At 56.3% G+C, this 17709-nt stretch carries 15 protein-coding genes; 13 read left to right on the top strand and 2 right to left on the bottom strand.

Annotated features, from left to right (window positions below):
• Nucleotides 1–96 precede the first annotated feature (96 nt).
• Nucleotides 97–2313 (bottom strand): tetratricopeptide repeat protein, encoded by a 2217-nt coding sequence (locus SVU69_00555; protein ID MDY6941484.1) that lies wholly within the window; start codon nucleotides 2311–2313, stop codon nucleotides 97–99.
• Nucleotides 2314–2535: 222 nt separating this feature from the next.
• Between SVU69_00555 and SVU69_00550 the strand changes: the two genes are divergently transcribed.
• From SVU69_00550 to SVU69_00520, 7 genes are all read left to right on the top strand, one after another.
• Nucleotides 2536–2934 (top strand): hypothetical protein, encoded by a 399-nt coding sequence (locus SVU69_00550; GenBank protein MDY6941483.1) that lies wholly within the window; start codon nucleotides 2536–2538, stop codon nucleotides 2932–2934.
• A gap of 105 nt (nucleotides 2935–3039) precedes the next feature.
• Nucleotides 3040–3237, top strand: a complete 198-nt coding sequence (locus SVU69_00545; GenBank protein ID MDY6941482.1) for a hypothetical protein — start codon at nucleotides 3040–3042, stop codon at nucleotides 3235–3237.
• Nucleotides 3238–3424: 187 nt separating this feature from the next.
• Entirely contained in the window at nucleotides 3425–4582 is a 1158-nt protein-coding gene (locus SVU69_00540; protein ID MDY6941481.1) for an acyl-CoA dehydrogenase family protein, read from the top strand.
• A gap of 48 nt (nucleotides 4583–4630) precedes the next feature.
• Complete coding sequence (locus tag SVU69_00535) at nucleotides 4631–5803, top strand: acyl-CoA dehydrogenase family protein (GenBank protein MDY6941480.1); 1173 nt, start codon at nucleotides 4631–4633, stop codon at nucleotides 5801–5803.
• Between the two features lie 181 nt (nucleotides 5804–5984).
• Nucleotides 5985–6371, top strand: a complete 387-nt coding sequence (gloA, locus tag SVU69_00530; protein ID MDY6941479.1) for a lactoylglutathione lyase — start codon at nucleotides 5985–5987, stop codon at nucleotides 6369–6371.
• A 171-nt stretch (nucleotides 6372–6542) separates the two neighbouring features.
• The gene (locus SVU69_00525) at nucleotides 6543–8270 is read left to right on the top strand and encodes an EAL domain-containing protein (protein ID MDY6941478.1); all 1728 of its coding nucleotides are present in this window, start codon (nucleotides 6543–6545) and stop codon (nucleotides 8268–8270) included.
• Nucleotides 8271–8346: 76 nt separating this feature from the next.
• Nucleotides 8347–8829, top strand: a complete 483-nt coding sequence (locus tag SVU69_00520) for a cytochrome c (GenBank protein ID MDY6941477.1) — start codon at nucleotides 8347–8349, stop codon at nucleotides 8827–8829.
• 80 nt (nucleotides 8830–8909) lie between these two features.
• On the opposite strand, the gene SVU69_00515 is transcribed toward SVU69_00520, so the two are convergent.
• Nucleotides 8910–9743 carry a mechanosensitive ion channel gene (locus SVU69_00515; protein MDY6941476.1) on the bottom strand — a complete coding sequence of 278 codons (834 nt, stop codon included), beginning with the start codon at nucleotides 9741–9743 and terminating at the stop codon, nucleotides 8910–8912.
• A 732-nt stretch (nucleotides 9744–10475) separates the two neighbouring features.
• Between SVU69_00515 and SVU69_00510 the strand changes: the two genes are divergently transcribed.
• From SVU69_00510 to SVU69_00485, 6 genes are all read left to right on the top strand, one after another.
• Nucleotides 10476–11114 (top strand): hypothetical protein, encoded by a 639-nt coding sequence (locus SVU69_00510; GenBank protein ID MDY6941475.1) that lies wholly within the window; start codon nucleotides 10476–10478, stop codon nucleotides 11112–11114.
• Between the two features lie 46 nt (nucleotides 11115–11160).
• Entirely contained in the window at nucleotides 11161–12168 is a 1008-nt protein-coding gene (locus SVU69_00505; GenBank protein MDY6941474.1) for a hypothetical protein, read from the top strand.
• Nucleotides 12169–12387: 219 nt separating this feature from the next.
• Complete coding sequence (locus SVU69_00500) at nucleotides 12388–14178, top strand: DUF3604 domain-containing protein (GenBank protein ID MDY6941473.1); 1791 nt, start codon at nucleotides 12388–12390, stop codon at nucleotides 14176–14178.
• Nucleotides 14148–15035, top strand: a complete 888-nt coding sequence (locus tag SVU69_00495) for a peptidylprolyl isomerase (GenBank protein ID MDY6941472.1) — start codon at nucleotides 14148–14150, stop codon at nucleotides 15033–15035. The genes SVU69_00500 and SVU69_00495 overlap by 31 nt, the downstream gene beginning before the upstream one ends.
• A 186-nt stretch (nucleotides 15036–15221) precedes the next feature.
• On the top strand, nucleotides 15222–15473 hold the full coding sequence (locus tag SVU69_00490) for a hypothetical protein (GenBank protein MDY6941471.1): 252 nt from the start codon (nucleotides 15222–15224) through the stop codon (nucleotides 15471–15473).
• Nucleotides 15474–15806: 333 nt separating this feature from the next.
• Nucleotides 15807–17702, top strand: coding sequence for an EAL domain-containing protein (locus SVU69_00485; protein MDY6941470.1), 1896 nt, complete (start codon nucleotides 15807–15809; stop codon nucleotides 17700–17702).
• The last annotated feature ends 7 nt before the right edge of the window (nucleotides 17703–17709 follow it).

The raw sequence follows: 17709 nt of genomic DNA, 5'->3' as shown, positions 1-17709 counted from the left end.
AAGGACCGACGGCTGAATGACACCCCGGTCGTGGAAAGACCGAGCTAACGCATGACCGCCTTATCGGCACGGAGCCCGGTTTTCTTCAATACGAAGTCAACTGGGAGGGGTATCGACCACCCCGGCTGGGGGTGTCGTCGACAATGGCGAGGCAAGAAGTTGTAAATCTGTGTCGGTGGGTGTGGGATCTCTCTGGTCCGGTTTCTTGTTTTCGATCTGGACCGAGGCGTTCAAGCGTCTCCAGAGCTTGGCGAGCAGAGGTTCGGTCGGTTCTTCGCCTTCCTCAAATCCGCCCAGCCACTGACGCAGTCGACTCGAAGACTCGGGGTCAAGATCGGATTCTGGACCGGGTGTGGTGGCGAGATTGTAAAGCGCCAGCGCGATTTTCGGGTGTTCGGGTATCAGATTGGCGTCCCAAATTTCGAGGGCGCGTCGGTAGAGTGGCAGTGCTTGTTGTGTTTCGCCTTGATCACGACGGAAACTCGCGAGATTAAGCAAAATGCTGGCCGTTTCGGGATGACCGGGTCCCCAGGTATCTTCTGCTAGGGCGAGTGCTTGTAAAAGAAGGGGTTCGGCCTCACTAAGTTGTTGTTGACGATAGATCTCCGCGAGATTGGCCAGTAAACGCGCCAGGATTTGGGGGTTGCCGCCTGCGCTGGCCAAGGTGTCGACGGCCTCACGCTGAACCGTCTGCGCTTCGTCCAATCGTCCGGATTGCTGAAGCACCAGGGCCAAGTTGTTCAGCACGGTGGCCGGGATTTGTGGATCCACATCTGAGATGCCTTTCAACTGCGCGCTGCTCTGTCGCAGAAGGGTTTCTGCCACGTCTCGCTGGCCGGTGTCCGCAAAGGGGGTTGCCAGATTGGCGGTGGTAACGGCGTAGGCAGAGCTACCGGTTCGGTTCGCCGAAACCAGAGTATCCAATGTGCCGAATAGGACGGCTCGCGCCAACTCGGGTCGCCCTTGTTCGCGGTAAATCGCGGCAAGCAGATTCAATGCATTGACGTCATTGTCTGAGATGTCGTCGGAGCGCGTTCGGCTGACCTCCAAGCTGCGTGTGGCCATGGCTTCTGCATCACTCAGGGCGCCTTGTTGCAGCAGCGACATACTCATTTGGTTCAGCGTTGCTGGCACGGCAATCGTCGTGGCGTCCGCGCCTGCATTGACGATCCTGCCAGTGATGTTCTCCCCACCAGGGGAAAGCAGTGCATTGGTTACTAGCGCGCTGACAATCGGCGGCAACGCGCCGAGGATGTTGGCATCGAACCCCGTATCCGCCGGCACGGACGGCGAAGTTGCCGGTGGTGGTGTGACGTCTACCAGAACTTCCGCCGATGCTGGAGTCGCGGGGTCGTTAACTCGTAAGAACCCACCGACACCCAGGGGTGGGGTGATACGCGAGTTGGCCGACGGTTCCGTCTGGCTGATTGAGGATGTCGACTCGACAATCTCGGCTTGCTTGATAGAGTTGGTCGTGGGTTTGCCAGCACGATCAATGCCAGCTGTTTCCGATCCAGGGCGACTGGCTTCTTGTAATAGTGACTGCGCAAGGACCAGCTCTCCCCGGTCGGCGGCTCCGATGGCAGCTAGCCTTAGTTGCTCCGTGTTGGTGCCGTATTCCGGCGTTTCAAGAATGCGTGTGCGCACACGGTCATACTGGGTCGCGAACTCGTCTATCCGTCCGGACAATTGCTCCGGTGAAAGCTGGGGATCTCTCAGTGCGGCCGTCAAGGTCGATGCTGCGCTGGCAGGGACCCCCCTTCTGGCAAGCGCTTGGTGAATCGCTTCCGCTCCAAGTTGATTGGATGGTGCGGATTGCCCTTCCGCTGGTGAATCGTCGGTTGCTGCATAAGCCGGAATCTCGTCACGCCGGAGTTGCGACGCCAGTCCGCCGTCGTCGTCGAGACCGATAGGGCCGTGGATACGAAAGTTGCTCTCGAACTCGTTGGGTATGGGGTGCATGGGACCTAGTGGTCCGAACCACCACGCAAACGCCACGCCAAACGTTAAAAGACTGCCGGCCAACTGAAGTGCGAGACGACCCAGTGGCAACGCCCGCATTGAGGTGTCATTGAGGTAACCGATCCAAAAAAAGGCAAACAAGCTGCCCAGCAACCCGGTTAACAGCGCAAAGACTAAAACGCCTGTCACCGGCAATACATAAGGCGTGAAAACGGGAAGGGCCAAGCCAGTGGCCAGAAGCAATAAGCCCCATGTGCCGCCGTTATTGTCGGCTGTTGTATCGGTAATCTGTTGTAGGTCGTTGTTCATGTTGGGGGCTGGCACTGGATCAAAAAGTGCGTTGGCAATCATGCCGACGAGCTTTCCCACGCTATATAAGCATATTGCGATGATGTTGCCATCTTTGGATGAATTTTCCCAGCACCCACCCAGGTGCGTGGCGAACCTCAGTTCTTCCCACCGAAGAAACCAAACCAAAGAGTTTGCGTTTAGCGTGGTTAAAGAGTCTTTTCCCTTCGCCGATAGCTTGATGCGTATGCCTCACTTAACCCCCCAACCGTGAGAGATGAGATTATGAGACTAGCTTCGATTATTTTGGCTTCCTTCCTATACCTATTCTGGGCCCCTGTCCATGCCGAAATGGATGCATTAGACGATCTGGAGCTTCGGGATGTATCGGGCCAGTACGGCCCTTCAATGGAGGAGGTGTTGTACCGGGTCGATTTGGCGCTGCAGTTGATTTCGGGATCCCGTGCCGACGCGTTGGGTGACCTGGCTTCGCGAGTATTTGCCGGTCGTGACTGGGCTGACGGCTTAGCCACAGACATCGCGGGTACCTGCGCAAGTCAAACGGGTGTTTGCTGGGCCCGTGCGCGAGCCATGTGGGATGTCGGTGACCAAATTGAGGATCTCGGTCAAGTGCTCTCGGGCATGTCCGAGTTCTGGCGGCGCCTGGCTACGCCCACGCCGTGACCTGGATGTGTTATCGGACTCACTATTCCGCTTTGTGAATGGGACGGGTTGATTGTAGGGGCGCACGATGCGCCCCTTTCTGTTCAAGAGAGGGGGATGTTGGGAATGGCTCGTCTAGCCGGTTGGTTCGTCATTGCGTTGTTCACGCTCGTGCTCGGTGCCTGTGCGGATCATGATTCCGTCGGTGCGGATTCGGCGGTGGATGAACGATCGACGCCATTGCAGCGCGCGCAAGACCTCAATGACGTGCTGGAGCAGGCCGATCAGCGCCAGCGTGAGGCCTTGGAGGCGCAGGCACGCTAGCTCTCGGCGTTCTTCCGCTGGAGAATGTCCTGGATTTTGTCTCCTGATTGAGTGAAGTGCTCGGCCAAAACCTATGTTGCTGTCGGCGAATCAGTTAATCTAGGGCACTTTTCGGGCAAATGTCGGCCTGACGAGCCGAAACGACATGGACCCGGAAAATGATATTTCATGTCAAGGAGGACTATCGATGGACTTCGAGTTCACGGCGGAAGAAAAGTCATTCCAGCAGGAGGTGCGCCAGTTTCTGGCTGAGCATCTGCCGAAAGGGAATGAGATTTGGTCAAAACGCAAGCAATGGTTCGATGCCCTAAAAGCCAAAGGCGGTTGGGATGTGCCGCGTTGGTCGCCGGAGTTTGGCGGGCCAGGCTGGACCCCCACCCAGCACTATATTTGGGATAAAGAAACTTCTAAAGAGAACCTGCCGCCGGTTTTGCCGTTCGGTCAAGTCATGTTGGCTCCCATCCTGATGAAATACGGCAGCCAAGAACAACAAGAGCGGTTTTTACCGGATATTCGTGACCACAAAGTCAATTGGTGCCAAGGATATTCCGAGCCGGGCGCCGGTTCCGATCTGGCTTCTTTGAAGACCAAAGCGGAACTGTCCGAGGACGGGTCTCAGTATGTCGTCAACGGGACCAAAATCTGGACCACCATGGGGCACATGGCCGATTGGATGTTCTGTTTGACCCGCACTCAAAGCACGGGCGTTAAGCAGGAAGGAATTACTTTCTTGCTAATCAACATGAAAACGCCCGGGATTACCGTGAAGCCGATCTATACCCTCGGCGGCAGTCACCATGTGAACCAAGTGTTTTTCGACAACGTCGAAGTTCCGGTTGAAAACCGGGTTGGTGAAGAAGGTAAAGGTTGGACCTACGCGAAAGGCTTGTTACAGCATGAACGCAGCGCCATCGCCGGTATCTCCCGTTCGCTCGTTGCACTTGACAAGCTGAAGCGCAACGCCCAGACGGTGAAGGTTGGCGACAAAAACCTAATGGACGATCTCGGTTACCGGGCCAAGATCGCCGAGGCGGAGATCGAACTTCGGGCGCTCGAAATCGCTGAGCTCAGAAGTTTGTCCGATGCGCAGCGCACCGGCGAGCCCGGACCTGTTTCCTCGATCTTGAAGCTTCGCGGCACGATCATGCAGCAGCGAATTCAAGAGCTGACCATCGAGGCCGGTGGACCCTATTCGCTGAATTGGGGCTTCAAGAAGTTCGGTCCCAAGTTCGCCAAGATGGGCATGATGATGTATCTCAATGGCCGCGCCGCGACCGTTTACGGTGGTTGCAGTGAAGTTCAAAAAGACGTCATCGCGAAGAAGGTCCTGAATATCAAGGACTGATCCGAGCCAAACCAGCCCATGACAGGATGTTAGACAGAGGAATTAATCATGGATTTTGCTTTCACGGAAGAACAAGAGTTGCTGCGTGACAGCATTCAAAAGTTCGTGCGCGAAAACTACGAGCTGCCGACGCGGCGTAAATTGGCCAAGCCAAAGCCCGGTTACAGCGAAGAGAACTGGCAGACCTATGCCGAGCTCGGATGGTTGGGCGTACCCTTTCCAGAAGAGTACGGCGGTATCGGCGGTAATCTGATCGATACTATGGTGGTTATGGAGGAATTCGGCCGGGGTTTGGTGCTAGAGCCGTATTTCCCCACCGTGGTCATGATGGGCAACGCGTTGCTACTCGGTGGCACGGAGTCACAAAAACAGAAAATCATTCCGGAAATCGTCGAGGGTAAAGCCAAGGGCACCGTGGCCTTTGTAGAGGAACAGGCCCGCTATGACCTGGCCGATGTGGCCACCACAGCATCCGAGAGTGGCGGCGGTTACCTGATCAACGGCACCAAATCGGTCGTGATGAATGCGGCCACGGCCGATTACATCGTCGTGACGACCCGCACCAGCGGGGAACGTGCCGATTCGGCCGGGATTACGCTCTTTCTCGTCGACGCCAATGCCGAGGGGATTTCGCGGCTCGACTACCCCACGGTGGATGGTTTGCGTGCATCCGAAGTGACCTTTGAGAATGTCAAAGTCACCAATGCTGACGTTTTGGGCCAGGTGGGCGAAGGCCTTTCGGTCATTGAGCAGGTGGTGGATCGCGGTATCTTGGCGCTCGGTGCGGAGGCTGTGGGAATGATGGAGGTGCTCTATCAGGATACGACCGAGTACACGAGCCAGCGCGAGCAATTCGGTCATCCGCTGGCCAACTTCCAGACGGTCAAGCACCGGATCGTCGATATGTTTGTCGACGCCGAGTTGACGCGTTCTTTGTTATACCGGGCTACCCTGGAAGTCCAGGCAGGGCATGAAGACGCCAAGCTGGATGTCCATGCGCTCAAGCACATGGTCGGCAAAGCCGGGCGTTTCGTCGGCCAAAGTGCGGTGCAGTTGCACGGTGGCATGGGGCAAACCGAAGAGTTGCGAGTTGGGCATTATTTTGTCCGGCTGGCTGCCATCGACGCCCATTTCGGTGACAAGGACCATCACTTGGCCAAATACGCGGACATGATGCCGATTCCTGAGGGTGAACCGGACGCGAACATGCTGCCGTTCTAATAGCCGATGGATGTCATGCGTTAAAAAGGGCGGCTCTCGGGCCGCCCTTTTTATTGGTGTGCCGGTTCGGGTCGTTTCGAACCCAGTGCGACGACGGTATGTGTGTGAGCCATTGCGTGATTTGGCATTCGAGTTTTCATGGTTATGATTCGTGATTCAACCCCCATTGAGGAGTCAGACGATGCGAATCCTTCACACCATGCTTCGAGTGACGGACCTGGAGCGGTCACTGGCTTTCTATACCGAAGTTCTGGGCATGCGATTGCTCCGCCGTAAGGACTATCCCGCAGGTCGATTTACGCTGGCCTTCGTGGGTTATGGTGACGAAGCCGAGCAGGCGGTCTTGGAGTTGACGCACAATTGGGACACGGATCAATACGATCTCGGAAACGCCTATGGCCACATCGCCATCGAAGTGGACGACGTGTATGCGGCATGTGAGGCGATTCGTTCCCGGGGCGGTGACGTGACCCGTGAAGCCGGTCCCATGAAAGGGGGCAGTACCGTGCTGGCTTTCGTTCGGGACCCGGACGGATATGCCATCGAACTACTCGGAAAACGCGGATAGTTTGGAATTTCCGGGCGCTTTGTCGGGAACAGGGCGATGAGTCAAGAAAGACTGCCCTCAGCCGACCTCTAGATTTGAAGAAAGCGTCTTAGCTTTTCCGTTTTCCTCCAGCGTCATTCCGACGCTGGGCGGATCATCTTTCTGGTTTCTGGGGAGGAAGGAGGCCGGCACATGGGTTCGAGCGCCGATACGCTACGCATGCTCGAGCGCGAAGGTTTCCTGGTCGATTTGATCGAGCGGGCGCTGTTCGGCGTCTATTTGATACAAAATGGTTGTTTTTCCTATGTCAATCCAAGGCTTGCCGATATTTTTGGTTATTCCGGTCCAGACGAGATTATCGGTATGCGCGTCGAGGATTTAGTCGTGCCGGAAGACCGTTCGCTGGTCGAGAACAATATCGAGCGGCGGGTGGATGGGGAGACCGATTGTTTGCACTACGAGTTTCGTGGGCTTCGGGCTGACGGTTCCTCCTGCCACGTCGAGGTTCGTGGTCATAAGACCCGATTAGCAGGTCAGTCGGGTGTATTCGGGACATTAGTCGATAACACCGAGCGTCGGGCGCACGAAGCACGGATCCGCCACTTGGCATTCTTCGATCCGCTCACGGGTTTTCCCAATCGCCGATTGTTGCAGGAGCAAGCTCCGCAGGATATCGCGCTGGCCAAGCGACAACAGCGTCCACTCGCGCTGCTTTATCTGGATCTGAACCGGTTTAAATATATCAATGACACCTGGGGGCATACCGTTGGCGACCAATTGTTGATGCAGGTGGCCCGGCGTTTTCGGCGTTGCGTGCGGGCCAGTGATACGGTTGCTCGACTGGGTGGTGATGAGTTCGTTTTTTTGCTCCCTGATACCGACGAGGACCGTGCTGAAACTGTCGTCCGCCGGATTTTGCACGCCCTGGAGCAGCCCATTGAGGCGGCGGGGCACAAGTTGCGAGTCTCGGCCAGCATCGGCGTGGTGAGTTTCCCAGGTCACGGAGATCATCTAGACGACCTCATGAAACATGCCGACATCGCCATGTACAAGGCAAAGCTCAGTGGGCAGGTGTTTGCACATTTTGAGTTGGCTGACGCCGAACGGCTGCGTAGTCGTGTCGAAATGGAACGCGAACTTGAAAAGGCCATCGACAATGGTCAATTGGAACTGCACTACCAACCGCGGGTGGAGCTTACAACGGGACGTATCGCCTCGGTCGAGGCGTTGGTGCGTTGGCGGCATCCCGACCGGGGGTTGATCCCTCCGGGCGAATTCATCGAGTTGGCTGAGGAAAGCGGTTCGATCTTCCGCCTGGGGGATTGGGTAATGCGGGAGGCCGCTCGGCAAATCAAAATATGGCGGCAAGCCGGCCATGACATCCGCGTCGCGATCAATCTGTCGGCCAAAGAACTGAATCGAGGAGACCTCGTCGAGCGTATCGAGAGTATGTTGGCGCAGACCCACGTTCCCGCCACATGGCTGGAGGTTGAGATCACCGAGACCATGGCGATGGACGACATTCGGGCGCAGGGGCAACTACTGGGCCGTCTAAAAGAACTGGGTATTCTGATCTCCATCGACGACTTCGGCACTGGCTATTCCTCCCTGAAGTATATTCACGATTTGCCGGTGGATGCTCTCAAGATCGATCGATCATTTGTCTCCCAAATCAACACCCCTCGTGACAACGGTATCGTTGAGGTCGTCATTACCTTGGCGAGGAAGCTGGGACTGACGACAGTGGCGGAAGGTGTTGAGCGCGTCGATCAAGTGCTGGCGTTGGAGCAGATGGGCTGTGAGCAGGCTCAGGGTTTTCTATTCAGTCGCCCCGCCCCCGCTGATCAGATGTCCAAGGTGCTGGCCGAGGGTGGATTGAGGGCCGTGGTGAAGGCGTCAGATAACCGAAAAGTGATTTGAATCAACGCTACGGGCTCGGCGGGGGATATTCTCAGTTCTCGGTAACGTTTCGATCAGAAACCGGGAGAGTCAGGGAATGGTCATCGCGGGCACACGTTTTCTTGGGCGAATGAGTTATCTTGCCATCGGATTATCCATGATCGTCCTCAGCGGCGGCATTTCGGCCTCCGGCCCGTCGGCCAGCGGTCTTGAGTATTCGGATGAAGCATTAAAAGATCTCCCTCCACTGGGAACGCCCCGCGGACAGTACGTCGCCTACTGCGGTAGTTGTCACGGTTTGGCTGGGCTGGGAGATGGGCCCATTGCCGAATTTATGTCGGTTAAACCCACGGATCTGACTCGAATGGCCGAGCAGAACGGCGGTGTGTTTCCCGAGAGGGAAATGCGCGACATGATTGATGGACGGCAGTCGAGCCGCACCAATATCCGCGCTCACGGTTACAAGGAAATGCCGGTTTGGGGAGCAATTTTCTCCGCCTTGCATTATGGCGGCGACGCCGAAGTGACACGTCACGTCGATGGTGTTATCGAATACCTGAAAGAAATACAACAGCCTTAAGCGCGGGGCGATATTCGCCGACCGGCACCGTCGGGGGCGATTTTCGACGGTGACCGGTCGGCGAATGGAAGCGCGCGGTGTCAGGCGTTGACCTGATGCAGATGAACATCCCTTTGCGGGAAGGGTATGGAGATACCTTCCGCGTCGAAGCGCTTCTTCATCGCCTCGTTGGTATGGAAGAAAACATCCCAATAGTCGGCGGCATTGACCCAAACGCGCACGGCGAAGTTGACGCTGCTATCCGCCAGTTCCAACACACCGATGGTGATCCCGTCATCTAGCAGGATGCGGTCGTCTTTTTTAACTTGATCTTCGATGACGGCTTTCACTGTGTCGATATCCGCTTCGTAACCAACGCCAAAGACGAAATCCACTCGCCGTTTCGGTTTGGCCGAATAGTTTGTGATGTTGCCTGACATGATGTGGCCGTTGGGTACGATGATTGTTTTGTTGTCCGGAGTGCGCAGTTGACAGGTGAAGATGTGAATGTCTTCCACGACTCCGGCTGTACCGGCGGCCTCCACAAAGTCCCCCAACTTAAAGGGCCGGAAAATCAGCATCAAAACGCCGGCGGCAAAGTTCGCCAATGAACCTTGGAGTGCCAGACCGACCGCCAAGCCTGCGGCACCTAAAACGGCGATAAAGGATGTCGTTTGAATGCCCAGCGCGCTGAGTGCTGCCAGCACCGTGAACGCGAGCAAGCCGATGTAGGTGAGATTGCCGACAAATCCGACCAGCGTCTCGTCGACATTTGCCCGGGTCATGGCTCGACGAGCCAGATTGGCCAGTGCTCGGGCGATCCAGCGACCGATAATGAAGATCGCAACCGCCGCGAGCAGGTTCAAACCGAACTCGATTAGAAAAGCAGATAAGTATTCCACATCAATTTTGTCGATCATTTCTTGCGGGTTCATCTTTGCTTCCTTAAGCAGTGTTTCAGTTCTAATCAGACGAGAATTTGATGCTTGCGACACAGGCAATGACGTAAATGTGTACCGCTCGGGAATGGTGAATGGCCCATGAGGTGGCGCTGGAACTCTCCTGAGGCGCTGGCATACGGGAATATGCTTTCAGCAGCCGGCGTTCGGGGAACGTGACAGCGTGATGCCCGGTTATCCTATACATTGGATGCCTACACGCTCGGTTGGAGTCATATCTTGACGTCCTGATTGAGTCGCTGGTAACCCCGCGAACGCGAGTACCACGCTTGCGTGCGACACACGGCCAGTATCACTTTCGCGTCCGCGTACCGGGGTTCCAGTTTCCGTGATCGGTTTCAGCCGCGCCTCACCACTGCTCGGCATGAGGCGGATTATCGAACATCTTGATCATGTGCTAACCGGCCTAAAACCAAGCCTGTCCAAGGCGGTTTTGAGTGTTGTGGTCCCGATTCGCACGCAACCGGCGCCGAGAACGGCTGGGTTCATGCAGCAGTTTCACCATATTGAGATTTATTCGGCGAAGCAGGGAATCTATAGTAATGCTTATTGATTTCAGAATAAATCTAATTCTCGACACCGTCGGTGCGGTTTTTTGATCATCGATTTTGATGTTAATCAAAATGGCATCCGGTGAGTTTTGGTTAGGATAATTTTGTCGCCTACTACTTCCTTAGTGCGTGACACAACGATGGATGGATCGACCGAATGACGAAATGGCCTGCGTACTTTTGCCTCTTGTTAGGACTGTTCTTTTGCTCGACGGCGTTTGCCCAGCAACATGGTCAGGGTGGCGGCCATACCCGACATATGATGGTGGACGCCATGCTCACCGGCATGGAAACGCTGATGGGGGAAATTCAGGCCACAGACGATCCTGCCACACGTGTGGAGATGCTTGGTCGCCATATGGCCATGATGAAAACGCTGCTTGCCTCCACCGGACAGCGTGGATCGACTGGTTGTGGCGGAGGGAAGTCAGAAAAGGGGCAATCCGGTGGTGCAGGCGAACACGGCCGCGGTGCAGGAGGCGGTCACTGTAGCGGCGGTTCAGATCAATCCTCGGATTCGGCGGCCGGCGCTGAACATGGCCGCCAGGGCCATGGTGCTGGAGGATCTCAAGGAGAGCATGGCGGAAAGCGGCACGGCCAAGGTGGTAAAGGGGGTGGTGGTGAACGTTCCCACGGACAACATGGCGGGAAGGACAGCGGTGAGGGCAACTCTCAAGGGGGGCACGGTCAGCAAGGCGGTGGTCGCATGAAAGTGATGTCCCGCCTCATGCCCCAGATGTTGCTCCACATCGAGCAGCAAAATCGGCTGATCGCCGATACGATGGCGGCGCGGTAGTGTCCGATGTTCGTCGAGACCCGAACGCCGGGTTTCCGGGGTTCGGATGAGGCCTCTGACGTGGGTGGGTGGACCAACGAGTTCGAATCTCAGCAAGATGGGGCGGTTGTTCTCCCAAGGTCGTATGGTCTTTTTTCTCTTGGCGTCGGCAAGTTTGTTGGCGCTTATCAGCCTGGGGCCGGCATGGGCATGTAACGACTCGCGTGCTGCCCCGGCCGGACTGGATCCCAGTGCCTACGACGGATATTTGGTCGGTGAGGGCGGCTGCCTTTACGACCCCGGTAGTATCTCGCTAGATCAGGTGCCGCCGTTTCTTGGTCGCACCCGCTCGGGTCCTCGTCAACAACCCTTGTTTTACGTGAATGGATTCGGTGCGGCACCGGGCCGGGAGCCCTATCGTCTTCGGCGTTTGGCCGAAAGCAGCAACATACCGGTGATTGGCATCTACTACGCGAGTCAATCCCAGTCCTTGGCGGACATCCTGAGAGTCTTGCCGATACCGAAATCTCCCGTGCTTCGCAGCGAGGCGATCAATACCCTCAAGGACCTCATGTTATCTGCAATGGAGCGGGGCGAAGCGTTTCATGTTCGCGGTGGCAGCGGAGGCACCATTATCATTGCTGACACGTTGGGCAAAGTGCGTCGGGCAGCGTTTAGTCGGTATGGTCCCCAAGAGGCTATGAACAATCGCTTGCCTTTGTTGAAAGTGGAAACCCATGGTTCGGCGGCTTCTTGGTATCCCTCCGGGCCGCGTTATGTTCACTACATCAATTTGCTGGATCCTGTCCCGCTGGCGGTTGGGTTCTTTGCGCCGGGGCTTCAGAACAGCGGTCCTCGCAGTGCTGTGGCATTGTTTTTGGCAAGCTATCCTTCCATTGAATCGGAGTTGGGGCCTGTTGACGGGATGGGTGAGGCCTTTCTCCGGCTTCATGGCTTTAACGTCTACACGCGCTACCGTCGGCCATTCGATACGATTTACGATCAGTCCAGGCGGTTGCCGGCTCGGGGCTTCGTTAATTTGGATCGTCAGCGGTTTCCGATCGAAGGGATTTAATCCACCGGCGCACAGGTCCGTTTCCGCCGATTGGGTTTCTCAGGTTTTGTCCGGCCCATGGTTTTCTCGCGCGGTTGATCACGAACGGTTCTGCTTATCGATATAATCTACGCGGTTGCCAATCTGAGTTGCAGCGACTAATGTGAGTAGCTCGATTTAACGGATTAAATTAGTTTGCGAGACTGCGGGATTGGGGGATTGACAATAACGATACCAATCGTGAGATCAGCTTCGGTCAGTTTTTTTCTGTTAGTTCTGGTTTTGCCCTTTGAATACGCTGTAGCCAGCCAGCCAGAGCCTGTTCGTTACACCGAAAATCGCGAAGCCTGTGCAGATCGAAATCTGAACGGAAACCTCTATTTCGGCGATCTCCATGTTCACACAAGTTTCTCGTGGGATGCTTGGCAGCGTGGTCTGCGACTTGAGCCCGCGGATGCATATCGTTTTGCCCGCGGCGAAGCGGTGATGTTGGGGGAGCGCAGCGTTCAATTGAGCAGGCCGCTGGATTTTGCTGCCGTGACGGACCACTCAGAGTTCTTGGGCGAGACCCAGATTTGCGGCGACCCTCGTTCATCCGCCTACGGTTCGCCGTACTGTCGAATTTTCCGCCACCCCACGATTGGTGTTGTGGGCGTTGCGCTCAGTGCGTTACCGATTCCGTTTCGTCCGCCGGCTTGTTTCACGGATGGCCGAGCTTGTCGGGACGCATCTCAAGATACTTGGATCCGGACCCAGCAGGCCGCGGAAGACTATTACGATCGTACCGATTGTCGGTTCACGACCTTCGTCGGTTACGAATACACGGCGGCGACTTATGGTCAAACTTTGCATCGAAATGTATTGTTCCGCAACGATCAAGTTCCGGCGGCGCCTACCTCCTATTTTGAGGCACCCAAGCCAAACCAGCTCTGGAAACGCCTGAAAAACGAATGTATTGATGCCGGTACGGGTTGTGAAGTCATCGCCATTCCCCACAACAGCAACCAGTCCGGTGGCGGTATGTTCGGCGCCACGGGACGGTTCCTATTGAGAGATGAGCGCGCGTATGAAGACGCTAAGCTCCGGTCCGAAATCGAACGGTTGATGGAAATCTACCAGACCAAAGGCGCCTCAGAGTGCAATGATCTGTTCAGCGCCGATGAATTGTGTAAATTCGAGCTTCTACCCATCAAACCTTGTCGCAAAGACGGTGAGGGGCTTGGCATCGTGTGCGCTGACCGCATGGACTATGTCCGGGAAGTCTTGGCCGCCGGACTGGTGGAGTTCGAGCGGTTAGGCGTCAACCCTTACGAGTTGGGTGTGATCGCCAGTACCGATACCCACAATGCCACGCCAGGTTTGGTCGAAGAGTCAGAGTTTATTGGCCATAAGCGATTAGAACAAATCGATCCGCTGGAGCGGTTGCAGACGCCGTATTTTGGAAGTGGTGGTTTGGCCGCCGTTTGGTCGGTCGAGAATTCGCGCGATGCGCTTTTCGAAGCGCTCTACCGACGGGAGACCTATGCCACCAGTGGCCCACGTATTCCGGTTCGGTTCTTTGGCGGGTGGGATTTCGGATCCTCGGCCTGCGAAGATTCAGATATGATTGAGAACGCATACGAAAGTGGGGTCCCTATGGGCGGACGGCTCCCCGAGACATCTGCGGTGGAGACTGCCCAGCCGAAATTTTTGGTGTGGGCCACGCAGGATCAAACCCCACTTGAGCGGGTTCAAATCGTCAAAGTGTGGCCCGACGAAGACCGTGAGCGACGGGAAAGCGTCATCGATGTGGCAGTCGCTGTTGATGAAGCGTCGGGACAAGCAGAGCTCTGCGCGGTTTGGGAAGATTCCGAGTTTGACCCCTCTCGGCCTGCGGCCTATTACGCCCGCGTGCTTCAGATTCCGACGCCTCGATGGAGTGATATCGCATGCGACGAGCTGGGGGATGAAGAAGTCAAACCCCTGATCTGTGCGGCGCGATTTGAGGGTCGGGAACGGGCATGGACTTCCGCTATTTGGTACGGCCTTTAATCCGGGTTTCTTCCGAGCCGTTACTGCATTTTTTGCTCCTGGGCGGTTTGATTTTTCTGGTGGCCGGGTGGCGCGGTGGAAAGCTCGCCTCGGAACAGGATCCCCTCGAGATCGTTATCCTCCCCGAAACCCGGCAACTGTTGATGGAACAGCCGCAAGCGGTGACGGCCGAGCGGGAAGACGCTTTCTGGGATTTCGTACGCGAAGAGATCCTGCGACAGGAAGCCGTGGCGTTGGGTCTGGATCGGCACGACCGGATTCTGGCACGGCATATGGGTCGCAAATTGATGCTATATCTAGAGGCCTCGCAAACACCGGCCGAGCCAACTGAGGCCATGCTTGAAGACTGGTTTCGGCGCCACCAAGAGCGCTACGAATTGCCCGGCGTGGTCGATTTTCGACATGTTTTTTTTAGCGAAAAGCGACGGGGGGTGAAGGCGTTCGGCGATGCCGAGGACCGACTGCTTCAGCTCCGCGAGGAGGACGACCCCCAATGGCCCGTCGATGGCGGGGATCCGTTCATTCACGGCCAATTCATCAAGGGACGTTTGTTATCCGAAGTCGCTCACATGTTCGGACCAACGTTTGCGGAAACGATCGCAGAGGTGCCTCTTCGCCAGTGGCAGGGTCCCTGGGAAAGTCCTTTTGGATTTCATCTCGTGTGGGTAGAGACTCGCCAATCCCCTCGGCTACCCTTGCTTGATTCCGTCTACTCGCGGGTCCTAGCTGACTATTACGCCCAGGCGCAAAGTCAGCAAACGGAGCGCGCGGTTTGCGAGATTGTATCCCGCTATCGTCTGCGAGTGGGCAATGAACCGCCCCGTGCCGTTCCGTGTGCCTCAAAAGACGTTGAGTGAAGTCAATAATACCGCAGGTGATCTCGGTCAGCGCACGTCGCGGCAACTCGTTCTTAAGATGGGTGTTCTCTCCTCTCAGCGGAGATTGAACGAATTCTTTCTCACGTCAAGAATCACTTTTTTTATGAACTGTAAGAGTTCGCTTACAATGAGGGCGAACCTGATCAGCCGCCGTGGAGGAATGGGATGGATGAGATGGATATTCCGACGTTAGAAGGAATGGAAGTTTCACGTCGTGGACCGATGGTGAGAGAAGCTCGACCCTTTACCGGTGAAGAGATTACGAGGGCCAACGCAATTCGCGTCTTGGCCGAACAGTTCGAGCTCAATTTATCGGAGGCCGAGCACGCGGGTTGCAACAACGCCTACTTGGAGCAGGCGCGTCTTCGTCTTCAAGAGGCCGTGATGTGGGCTGTTAAGGGGATTGGCGAACGATAAGTCGTACACCCGCAAACTGTTTTAATAGCGCGCGTACCGGCCACTTTGGTGATCTCTCAATCTGACCTTGTTTGGGCCGATATGCTACACATCGGTTGGCCACAGGCTATTGTTGTCGAACGTGCCGGTTGCCGTGTTTAAGCCGGGCCTTGAAATCTGGGTGATCTTCTTAAGTGAGAAGGCTGCTGAAATCAAGAGACGCAGGGGCGCAATAGTCCAAAGCGATCATCTGACTTTGAGTATAACGCCGCTTTTGCGGTAAAAATGAGTCGGCGGAGTTTCTGAAGGTTTCCGGCCTTCGTGGGGGAGCCGGCGTCCGTCCGGGGAAAGGGTATGCGCAATCAATCTGATGGCCCGTCGCCAAACAAGGGTTCGCCGGCGATAGCGCCTGCCTTGGCGGTCTCTGAGCAAGAAGGCGTTCTCCGCTTACAGCAGACTGTGCTGGAAATGGTAGCCTTCGGCGCCGACAGCCAAACAATCCTCGATGAAATCTGTCGCTTGGCGGAACGGCTGGTTCCCAACGCGGTTGCATCTTTGATGGTCGTGGACCAATCCTCGGGTTTGCTCAACGTCCGGGCTGCACCGACCATCCCACCACGCGGTGTGGAATGGCTCAACGGTTTGCGACCCGGACCGCGGGCGGGGTCGTGTGGTAATGCCGTCTATCGGGAAGCCCCGGTTTACGTCGCCAATACGGTAGATGACGCCTGTTGGGCGGATCTACGCGATTTCGCATTGGAGTTCGATTTACGCGCCTGTTGGTCGGTTCCCGTTCGCGGCGAGTGCGGACAGACCATTGGCTCATTCGCGCTGACCAGTTTTGAATCGGGTGATCCCGGCGGTTTTCATCGCACATTGCTCGGCATATGTGCCCATATGGCCGGTATCGTTCTGTACCGGGATCAACAAACCGATAAGCTTCGATCCACCCAGGACAAGCTTGAATTTCTCGCCTACCATGACCCCCTAACCGGCTTGGTTAACCGCAACCGGGTCGTCGACCGGCTCCAGCAGAGGTTGGAACGGTCCGTGCAGGGCCAGACGATGATTGGTGTGTTTTGTCTGGATCTCGCGCGGTTCAAGAATATTAATGAGACCTACGGCCATGCTGTGGGAGATGCGTTGCTGCTGCAGGTCGCGGCGCGTTTGCGTGGCGCCTTGCAGGAAGGTGACACCTTGGGACGCTTGGGCGGCGACGAGTTTGTGGTGTTGCGAGAGAAACTCGGCTCGCAAGCCGAGGCTGAACAGTTGGGCAACGAACTGATCGCCCGATTCGCGCAACCGTTCCGCATCAGCGACCAGGACGTCATGTTGCGAGCCAGCATTGGCGTCTCGCTGTTTCCCCAGCATGGGCAAACACCCGAACAGCTCATCAAGCAGGCCGATACCTCCATGTATCAGGCGAAGGAACGCGGTCGCAGCCGAATCTCCTTTTATTGCCCCGAGTTCGCCGAAAAGGCGCGTTCTCGGGTTCGGACCGAGTCGGAACTACATCGTGCCCTGCGAGACGACGAGTTGCTGCTTTTCTATCAACCTCAAGTGGAAGGCGCTAGCGGTGATCTCGTAGGCTGCGAGGCGCTGGTTCGGTGGAATCATCCGCAGCGGGGATTGCTGGGGCCGGCGGAGTTCCTCGGGGTTGCCGAAGAGACCGGGCTAATCGTCGCGCTCGACGAGTGGGTGACCGAGGCAGCCTGCCACCAGTTGAGTGGTTGGTCGGCGGCGGGATGCCCGCCCCCATCGATATCGATCAACCTGTCTCCCCGTCAGATCGAGGACGCCTCTATCCGGCGGATCAAAGAGATTGTGCTTCGCTCCGCCGTCCCGGCGGCCCGGGTCGAGTTTGAGTTGACCGAATCGGATTTTCTCCGCGACTATGCCGAAGCATCGCGGTTGCTTGATGAGCTCCAGGGCATCGGTTGCCGCTTGGCCTTGGACGACTTCGGTTCCGGTTACTCATCACTTGCCAATCTAAAACGCTTTCGTTTCGATAAGCTGAAAATCGACCAGACGCTGGTTCGTGATATCCAGGTGGACGGAAATGATATGGCTATCGCCCGCGCGGCGGTGGCCGTGGGTTTGAGTCTGGGCCTGACGGTTGTTGCCGAAGGGGTTGAGAATGCCGAGCAGAAACAGTTGCTAGCCGATTCCGGTTGCCAGATTTTTCAGGGGTATTACTGGTCTCGGCCACTACCGGCGGATGAGTTTTCTACTCGCTTTTTAAAGCGCTGAGCCGGCC

Source organism: Pseudomonadota bacterium, assembly GCA_034189865.1.
In the GTDB taxonomy this organism is placed as follows: Bacteria; Pseudomonadota; Gammaproteobacteria; order UBA5335; family UBA5335; genus JAXHTV01.
Note: the sequence above shows the minus strand (reverse complement) of the source record. Positions and strands in the feature narration are given on the sequence as shown.

Coding starts and splice junctions, on each gene's coding strand:
- SVU69_00555 (MDY6941484.1), bottom strand. CDS start 2,313: ATGATTGCCAACGCACTTTTTGATCCAGTGCCAGCCCCCAACATGAAC.
- SVU69_00550 (MDY6941483.1), top strand. CDS start 2,536: ATGAGACTAGCTTCGATTATTTTGGCTTCCTTCCTATACCTATTCTGG.
- SVU69_00545 (MDY6941482.1), top strand. CDS start 3,040: ATGGCTCGTCTAGCCGGTTGGTTCGTCATTGCGTTGTTCACGCTCGTG.
- SVU69_00540 (MDY6941481.1), top strand. CDS start 3,425: ATGGACTTCGAGTTCACGGCGGAAGAAAAGTCATTCCAGCAGGAGGTG.
- SVU69_00535 (MDY6941480.1), top strand. CDS start 4,631: ATGGATTTTGCTTTCACGGAAGAACAAGAGTTGCTGCGTGACAGCATT.
- gloA (MDY6941479.1), top strand. CDS start 5,985: ATGCGAATCCTTCACACCATGCTTCGAGTGACGGACCTGGAGCGGTCA.
- SVU69_00525 (MDY6941478.1), top strand. CDS start 6,543: ATGGGTTCGAGCGCCGATACGCTACGCATGCTCGAGCGCGAAGGTTTC.
- SVU69_00520 (MDY6941477.1), top strand. CDS start 8,347: ATGGTCATCGCGGGCACACGTTTTCTTGGGCGAATGAGTTATCTTGCC.
- SVU69_00515 (MDY6941476.1), bottom strand. CDS start 9,743: ATGAACCCGCAAGAAATGATCGACAAAATTGATGTGGAATACTTATCT.
- SVU69_00510 (MDY6941475.1), top strand. CDS start 10,476: ATGACGAAATGGCCTGCGTACTTTTGCCTCTTGTTAGGACTGTTCTTT.
- SVU69_00505 (MDY6941474.1), top strand. CDS start 11,161: ATGAGGCCTCTGACGTGGGTGGGTGGACCAACGAGTTCGAATCTCAGC.
- SVU69_00495 (MDY6941472.1), top strand. CDS start 14,148: ATGGACTTCCGCTATTTGGTACGGCCTTTAATCCGGGTTTCTTCCGAG.
- SVU69_00490 (MDY6941471.1), top strand. CDS start 15,222: ATGGATGAGATGGATATTCCGACGTTAGAAGGAATGGAAGTTTCACGT.
- SVU69_00485 (MDY6941470.1), top strand. CDS start 15,807: ATGCGCAATCAATCTGATGGCCCGTCGCCAAACAAGGGTTCGCCGGCG.